This is a genomic window from Bradyrhizobium sp. SUTN9-2, from assembly GCF_003122645.1.
Lineage (GTDB): Bacteria > Pseudomonadota > Alphaproteobacteria > Rhizobiales > Xanthobacteraceae > Bradyrhizobium > Bradyrhizobium yuanmingense.
This window is the reverse complement of record NZ_LAXE01000001.1, coordinates 109,202-116,739: the sequence shown is the minus strand read 5'-3', so window position 1 is coordinate 116,739 and position 7,538 is coordinate 109,202. Positions and strand designations below refer to the sequence as shown.

The 7,538-nt window shown below is 58.1% G+C and carries 4 protein-coding genes and 1 pseudogene; all 5 read left to right on the top strand.

The annotated features are described in order from the left end of the window. Positions 1–1,013 precede the first annotated feature (1,013 nt). The 5 genes and pseudogenes from XF30_RS39000 to XF30_RS00520 all read left to right on the top strand — a co-directional run bounded on the left by XF30_RS39000 (position 1,014) and on the right by XF30_RS00520 (position 6,899). Positions 1,014–1,562 carry a hypothetical protein gene (locus XF30_RS39000; protein ID WP_225138611.1) on the top strand — a complete coding sequence of 183 codons (549 nt, stop codon included), beginning with the start codon at positions 1,014–1,016 and terminating at the stop codon, positions 1,560–1,562. A 164-nt stretch (positions 1,563–1,726) separates the two neighbouring features. After that, positions 1,727–2,293, top strand: a complete 567-nt coding sequence (locus tag XF30_RS00535; RefSeq protein WP_109141626.1) for a hypothetical protein — start codon at positions 1,727–1,729, stop codon at positions 2,291–2,293. Positions 2,294–2,809: 516 nt separating this feature from the next. Next, positions 2,810–4,444 carry an oleate hydratase gene (locus XF30_RS00530; protein WP_204524537.1) on the top strand — a complete coding sequence of 545 codons (1,635 nt, stop codon included), beginning with the start codon at positions 2,810–2,812 and terminating at the stop codon, positions 4,442–4,444. Continuing rightward, positions 4,395–5,113 (top strand): annotated as a pseudogene (locus XF30_RS40020) (SDR family oxidoreductase). Before XF30_RS00530 ends, XF30_RS40020 begins: the two are co-directional and overlap by 50 nt. A gap of 40 nt (positions 5,114–5,153) precedes the next feature. Then, positions 5,154–6,899, top strand: coding sequence for an oleate hydratase (locus tag XF30_RS00520; protein WP_109141625.1), 1,746 nt, complete (start codon positions 5,154–5,156; stop codon positions 6,897–6,899). The last annotated feature ends 639 nt before the right edge of the window (positions 6,900–7,538 follow it).

Sequence of the window (7,538 nt, the reverse complement as noted above, 5' to 3'; positions counted from 1 at the left end):
GTCGTCGCCCCTACACTCTCAAACAACCGCGCTCGAACTAACAGCCTTCCGGCCGAAAGAGCATCACGCGCTGTCGGTCGAGGAGTCGTTCAGTCTTTCAGATCAACAGCTTAGCGACCAAATTCCGGCCGGTGCGCGATTCTCAGCGATGCCGCCCTCAGGAGCGCCAAGTCGCCGCCTTGGAAGTTTGGTCGCATGCGTGCAAAAGCGCGGCCGGGCTTGAGCGTCAACCTTGTTGCAACAGCGCCGACTCAAACAACGGCGATGACGGTAAGCTAGGGGCTTTTCATCCGTGCCGGAACTGGCACCAAGACGTTCGCTTGCGCTGTCGATGATTGCGAGGCCGACAACGATCGACATGAAGTCGTTCTGGATAGGCGCTAGGTGCAAGCATTAAGACGTGCACAAGTCGGAAAGCAGGCAAGGCCAACACGAACATGGTGCCAACTGCCGGCCATTGCTTGGCACGAAGAATGCAGCCCCTCGATATGCCCGGGGTGCCCTCCCTTGGGCATGGCCACCATCGCAAGTTGAGGCTGTGGCTGGCCCCCGAGGTTAGCGGCGCGTGACATAGACGGGGGACGGCGCCTGCTCGTGCGCGACACTGGCGGGCACCTGCGTCACGTCGCCGCTAACTTCTATCTTTCGCGAATAGCGCGTTCGGCGGTCGGTCCGCTTTAGAACTGGCGTGTCGACAAGAGTGGATGGGCGGACTTATGAACAGAATGGTTGGAAGACGCGTGCTTTGGTTCTGTTTAGGCCTGCTGCTGATCTGCCTGGCTGAGGCCGCCACGAGCAACAGTGTTCGCGCCGACGACAATCCACTTAATCGACAAGGTCAAGTCGATGTGGCGAGCACAAGACGGCGAGCCAGTAGAACGAATTATTTCCAGGGTCGCGAAGGTGGCGCACTTCGTCCCACGAACGTGGGGAGTTGTCGGAGCAATTGATCAACTGAGTATGTCTTTCTTTCGTGGACTAGGCACCGCCACCACAGATCACTCGAAGAATACGTGATCACCTGGAAGGTCAGACCGGACGGAGCGATTAAGATTGCGTCGACATATGCGAAGCCGATGGAATTGAGCTGGCGGGCCTTCGCGCTCTCATTGATTGGCGGTGAAGTCGCTGACGGCGAAAAGAACGTGAACCTTCGCTTTCTGCATGATCCGACCAATTTCAACGTCGTCACGACCGCGCAAGGCAAGCTGGGTAATCTCCTCGGGCACGGCCGTTGCACGATCGTTGAACCTGTTAGCGTGGATTACTTGCCGAAGGTGGACGAGAATCAGGCCACGACAGGTGATCTGTGGCGCGTGCTGCTTTTGGTGAACTGCAATATTCCGGGACCCCGTTATTTTACCCGCGAGGGGGTCATCACCTTCGAGAAACGCGATGGACAAGAGTGGGAGCCGCAATCCTTCCTTGCCAAGCGTATTGCGACATTTCCCCCGGGCTCTTGGTTTGATCACATCGAGCCGGATGAACGGGACGCACTAGAAAGGGCACGCAAGGCCTCGGCAAATGAACGCAGAGAACAATTTCGCGGCACGGCTGATTGATGCCGGTCGTCTCGCGGCAATAGCACGTACATGCGGTCTGAAAGCTGACGTCTCATATTACGTCGATGAGGCGCTCAAGGAGCTTTGGCGAAGCAGGTCTCCCGAAGAGGCAAAGAAGATCGCTGAGCGCTGGGTCTTGTGGGACGCAGAGGGAGGCCGTGGCCATGCCACCGCTGGAAAACGTGGTTCAGTTCCATCGCGCCGGCACGGCGCAGGTGCCGGTTGTGAATCGGCCGGTGACGCCGTTGCATGCAATCCGGGCTTGGTTCGAAAAACAGGACGACGGGGTGCAATGCGAGATCGCTGGCATGGCGGCGCTTTTGGTCTTCGAAGGTGCGGACCTTATCGACCTCAGCAGCCGAGAGTGGTGTGACTGTCTTCGGAGGTGGCTGAGTGAGGCGGGCTTGCCAGCCCATACGATCATCGGCCGCGCTTTGACGTTCCGGACCTGTTTTGAGTATTTTGCGGAGAGCAGGTTCACCGAGTCGGGGTGGAGGCGGTCCGAAACGACCGCTCTTAAAATTCTCGAAGATGCTAAGTGCGACCCGAACTCGGAAGCCGCGCGCCTTGCACCGATTGCCGAGAGAATGCTCGACACCCTGCCCGCTCGAAAGGGCCGTTGGATGGAGGTGCGGAAGTCCTGGAGAGAACTGGCCAGTGCCAGCCTCACAGCCCGAAGTCTCAGAGTTTGGAGCACCTTTGCAGACGAAATGAAGGCTCACGGGCTCTAATTTAGGCGAAGAGTGCCGCGCCATCCCGAAAGACTTTAGCGAGGCGCAAGGACCGCTAGTGCTTGCGCTCGAACTCGACCCGGTCGCTGACCAAGCACCTTGTAACGTCACCTTGGCATCGTCGTGCTGCAATATGGTCGGGTTTGGCAAAAGCGACAACCGGAACCAACTCAATTTCCGTCTTGTCCGGTTGCTTTCTGGCTTGTCTGGTTGGCGACGGGTCGGTTGGAAACCCGACATGACGACGCTTGCATTCGGTCTTCAAGCAGGGCCCGCAACCAGCTCCTTGCGCGACGCACAGCCGCTGCTGGTATGATTTGATCGATCCCGATCAACGCGGCGCTATTGCTGCTTATGGTCAGGCGCCCGACGGCGTCTGCATATGGCTTGTGTACGTCGAAGAGCTTCGGCGCTTGCTGATTATGCAGTCTCGGGAACGGTGGTTCGCGATCATATTTTTAGCACGCGCCGCCATCGGCGCGCCGATTGCATGGAATCTATATTTCCAACCGCTACATGCCGGAGAACTTTATGTGCTCTGCTTCTCTCGTTTCCCGCCTTGATCCACCGAAGCAGGTGGCTCCTCGCAACGCCTATTTGGTCGGAACAGGGATCGCTGCCTTGGCCGCAGCGGCCTACCTCGTCAAGGAGGGCGGGCTATCGGGCTCGAATATCGTTCTGTTCGAGCAGATGGAGCTGTTCGGCGGAAGCCTCGACGCGCATGGCAATCCGAAGGATGGATACGTCATGCGCGGCGGCCGCATGTTCGAGCAAAGGTTCAATTGCACCTACGACCTGTTGTCCTTCATCCCCTCAATTGCCGACCCCATGAAATCAGCGAAGGACGAGCTGATGGAGTTCCATCAGGAGTTCTTCTGGAACGACAGGGCGCGTCTGGTTTCGGGCGGTCAGATCGTCGACGTCTCCGATCTGGGTTTCAGGGAGAGGGATCGGCTCGACCTGATCGCGCTTTGCGCGACTCCAGAATCGGTGCTCGACATCAGGACGATCCAGGACTGGTTCGAACCCCACTTTTTCCGCAGCAACTTCTGGTTCATCTGGTCCACGACCTTTGCTTTTGCGCCTTGGCACAGTGCGATCGAGTTCAAGCGCTACTGTCTACGCTTCCTGCATCTGTTCTCGACGATCGACACTATGGCGGGCATTTACCGCACGCAGTTCAACCAGTTCGACGCCATGGTCCGCCCGATCGTCGCATGGTTGAAGGCCCGGGGCGTGCGGCTCGAGATGGGGGCGGAAGTGACCGATATTGATGTTGTGATCGAAGGCGGGCAGAAGACCGCGACGCATTTGCACTATCGGCAGGACGGTGAAGATCGCGTCATCGATCTGGCTGAACAGGATCTAGTGTTCGTGACCAACGGATCAATGACATCCGATACCAGCTACGGTTCGATGGACACGGTTCCGGCGCTGAATACGACGCGAAATGGAGGTTCGTGGGAACTTTGGGAACGTCTGGCTGTCAAGAGTCCAGACTTCGGGTGCCCCGCCGTCTTCGTTTCCAGGATCGACCAGTCCAAATGGGAATCCTTCACAGTCACGGCGGACGATTCGAGCTTCTTCGACCGGCTCGAAGCCTTTTCCGGCAGCAGAGCCGGCAAGGGCGGACTGGTAACGATCAAAGACTCCAATTGGCTCCTGACCGTCGTCCTTAATCGTCAACCGCACTTTTACGAACAGCCGAAGAATGTCTTGGTGTGGTGGGGCTATGGGCTCTTCCCGGATCAGCCGGGTAACTTCGTGCATAAGCCCATGTCGGAGTGCACAGGGCGTGAAATTCTCATCGAATTGCTTTCGCACCTGCGATTCACAGAGAGTATTCCGCACATCCTCGACACTTCGCGCGTCATAACGGCGATGATGCCTTACATTACCGCCCAGTTCATGCCGCGCGTGAGGACCGACCGGCCGAAGGTCATCCCGAAGGGATCGCGCAACCTCGCCTTCATCAGCCAGTTCTGCGAGATTCCCGACGACGTTGTCTTTACCGTCGAATATTCCGTGCGCGCGGCGCAGACCGCCGTTTTGGGCTTGCTCGACATCCAGCGTCCGGTCTCGCCCTTTTATAAGGGCCAGCATGATCCCCGCGTCCTCTTCGACGCCTGGAAGACGCTGCACCGCCATTGACCAACGGCACGAGGCAAGGATCATGGGACGTTTGAAGAACAAGGTTATTCTGGTGACCGGCGGAGCTCGCGGGATGGGTGCGGCTCACGCGCGTCTGCTGGTGGCTGAGGGGGCGAGGGTCGTAATCACTGATACTCTTCATATAGAAGGAGAGGCTCTCGCCGCTAAACTGGGCGAATCCACGCTCTATGTCCCTCAGGACGTTACCCAGCCGAAGGAGTGGGCCGAGGCGGTCGCAAGCGCCGAGCGGCGCTTCGGCGCGCTGCATGGGCTAGTCAACCGGCCATCAGGCGCGCCGGCGGAGGTTCGGTCGTCAACATCTCCTCGGTCGAGGGGCTGCGGGGCAGTGCCGGGCTCCACGCCTATGTCGCTTCCAAGCTCGGCGTTCGGGGCATAACAGAATCCGCTGCGCTGGAAGCCGCAGCCTCGGGAGTCCGCATCAACTCGATCCATCCCGGCTTCATTGCCACCCCGATGGCCGAGAGCTTCGAGTCCTCCCTTTTCCCCGTTCCACTCGGGCGGGCAGCCGAGCCGCAGGAAGTGTCGCAGGCAGTCTTGTTCCTACTCAGCGACGAGTCCAGCTACCTTACCGGTTACGAGATCGTCATCGATGGCGGTCTAACGATCGGCGTCCCGCGCAAATGCCTGGCGCCCGAGAACACCTTTTAATGAGCCCAAGGATTGTTGATCAAATCGGACGGAATGTTCCATGTATTACGGTAGCGGAAATTACGAAGCCTTTGCCCGCCCCCGCAAACCCGAAGGTGCGGACAACAAGACGGCGTGGCTGGTCGGTGCGGGCCTGGCGGCGCTTTCCGGTGCGGCCTTCCTGATCCGCGATGGCCATATGCGTGGCGACCGGATCACCATTCTCGAACGGCTGAAGATCCCCGGTGGAGCGCTCGACGGTAACCAAGACCTGGGAGGGGGCTTCGTGATCCGGGGCGGCCGCGAGGTGGAGGATCATTTCGAGTGCCTATGGGACTTGTTCCGGTCGATCCCGTCGCTGGAAATCGAAGGTGCCAGCGTGCTCGACGAATTCTATTGGTTGAACAAGGATGATCCGAACTACTCGCTGCAGCGGGCGACGGTGAACCAGGGACAGGATGCGCGTACCGACGGCCTTTTCACTCTGAGTGAAGAAGCGCAGAAGGAATTGATTGCTGTCTTTCTTGCCTCCCGTGAGGAGATGGAGAGCAAGCGCATCGACGAAGTGTTTGGGAAAGAGTTTTTCTTCAGCAATTTTTGGCTTTATTGGCGGACGATGTTCGCCTTTGAGGAATGGCATTCCGCCCTGGAGATGAAGCTTTATCTGCATCGGTTCATCCACCATATCGGAGGCCTGCCGGATTTCAGTGCGCTGAAGTTTACCAGGTACAATCAGTATGAATCGCTGGTTCTACCGTTGTGCAAATGGCTGTTGGAGCAGGGCGTCAACTTCCGCTACGACGTCGAAGTCACCGATGTCGATTTCGACTTAAAGGCCGGATGCAAGCAGGCCACGGCCATCCACTGGCTGGAGGATGGCGTCGCCGGCGGTATCGGCCTTGGCGCCGACGATCTTGTATTCATAACGATCGGGTCGCTCACTGAAAACTCGGACAAGGGAGACCATCACACGCCCTCCAGGCTTGACGAAGGCCCGGCGCCAGCTTGGGATCTGTGGCGGCGTATTGCGGCCAAGGACGCGGCTTTCGGCCGCCCGGACGTCTTCGGCGGCAATATCCCTGCAACAAAATGGGAATCGGCAACGATCACGACTCTTGACGCGCGCATTCCGGCCTATATCCGCAAGATCGCCAAACGCGATCCGTTCAGCGGCAAGGTCGTCACGGGAGGGGTCGTCACGGCGAAGGATTCGAACTGGCTGCTCAGTTGGACTGTAAACCGTCAACCGCATTTCAAGCACCAGCCCAGTGATCAGATCGTCGTCTGGCTCTATTCAATTTTCGTCGACAAGCCCGGCGATTACGTGAACAAACCGATGCAAGATTGCACGGGCGAGGAAATTACGCAGGAATGGTTGTATCACCTCGGCGTGCCGATCGATGAAATACCGGGACTGGCCGCGACAGCCGCAAAAACAGTGCCGGTGATGATGCCCTACGTCACATCTTTCTTCATGCCGCGGCAGGCGGGTGATCGACCAAATGTTGTGCCCAAAGGCGCTGTCAATTTTGCCTTCATCGGCCAGTTTTCTGCGTCGGCGGAGCGCGATTGCATCTTCACGACCGAATACTCAGTTCGCACTGCGATGGAAGCCGCCTACACGCTCCTCAACGTTGAACGCGGTGTGCCGGAGGTGTTCAATTCGACCTATGATATCCGCAAGCTGCTCGCTGCAATCGGCATACTGCGCGACGGCAAGAAAGTCAGAATCCCCGGATCGACGCTCTTGCGCGAGCTAATGCTGAAGAATATCGACGCTATGGAGCCCGGCAAAACTGCTCAATGAATATCATCGATCTCCAGGTGAGGGGGTCTTGTGCGGTCCCACCTGTCTTGTGCAGCTGGAGAGCTCTGTTCTCCACTGCTCGTACGAGAGTGAATTGCAAGGGGCGAGTGCTTCGTCGAGGGCCGAAAGCGGCGCACTCATAATATTGCGCATGACGGCGCACGCGAGGCTACCATCCTGTCAAATCGGACATGAAAACCAATTCTTGAGGCGTCACAGATCGGACGCATGGGCCTTGCTCGGATTGCGCAAACTCGGACAACTAGGCGTCGAGCCAACGACGCTCTTGAGGAGCCGCTGCCATGGTAGTGACCAAATTCGGCATGACGCTCGGTTCTGAGAGGGACTGCAGGGGCTTTGATTTCTGAGAAGTTTGAGGTTTTTCGGACTCCAGCCGTGAGATCGGGAGGACGGAAACGTCCTCCTTCGGGCGCGATGCATAACATGGCGTGGTAATGGAAGCCGCAATCATCGCGCCTTCACATAATGCTGACGGCGACCGTTGCTTGATAGTCGCGTTCGATGCGCCATCTGAGCTCCATATCGAGCAGGAGGCGGACGGAGGTGCTCTCAGGTCGAGCCGAATGCAGTATCCACAACGTCGCCGACCGCCGACGTGTGGCCCCGGATGAAGCAGAG

Excerpts from the sequence above, each read along its gene's own strand:
- XF30_RS00520 (WP_109141625.1), top strand. The coding sequence starts at position 5,154 with ATGTATTACGGTAGCGGAAATTACGAAGCCTTTGCCCGCCCCCGCAAA.
- XF30_RS00530 (WP_204524537.1), top strand. The coding sequence starts at position 2,810 with ATGCCGGAGAACTTTATGTGCTCTGCTTCTCTCGTTTCCCGCCTTGAT.
- XF30_RS00535 (WP_109141626.1), top strand. The coding sequence starts at position 1,727 with ATGCCACCGCTGGAAAACGTGGTTCAGTTCCATCGCGCCGGCACGGCG.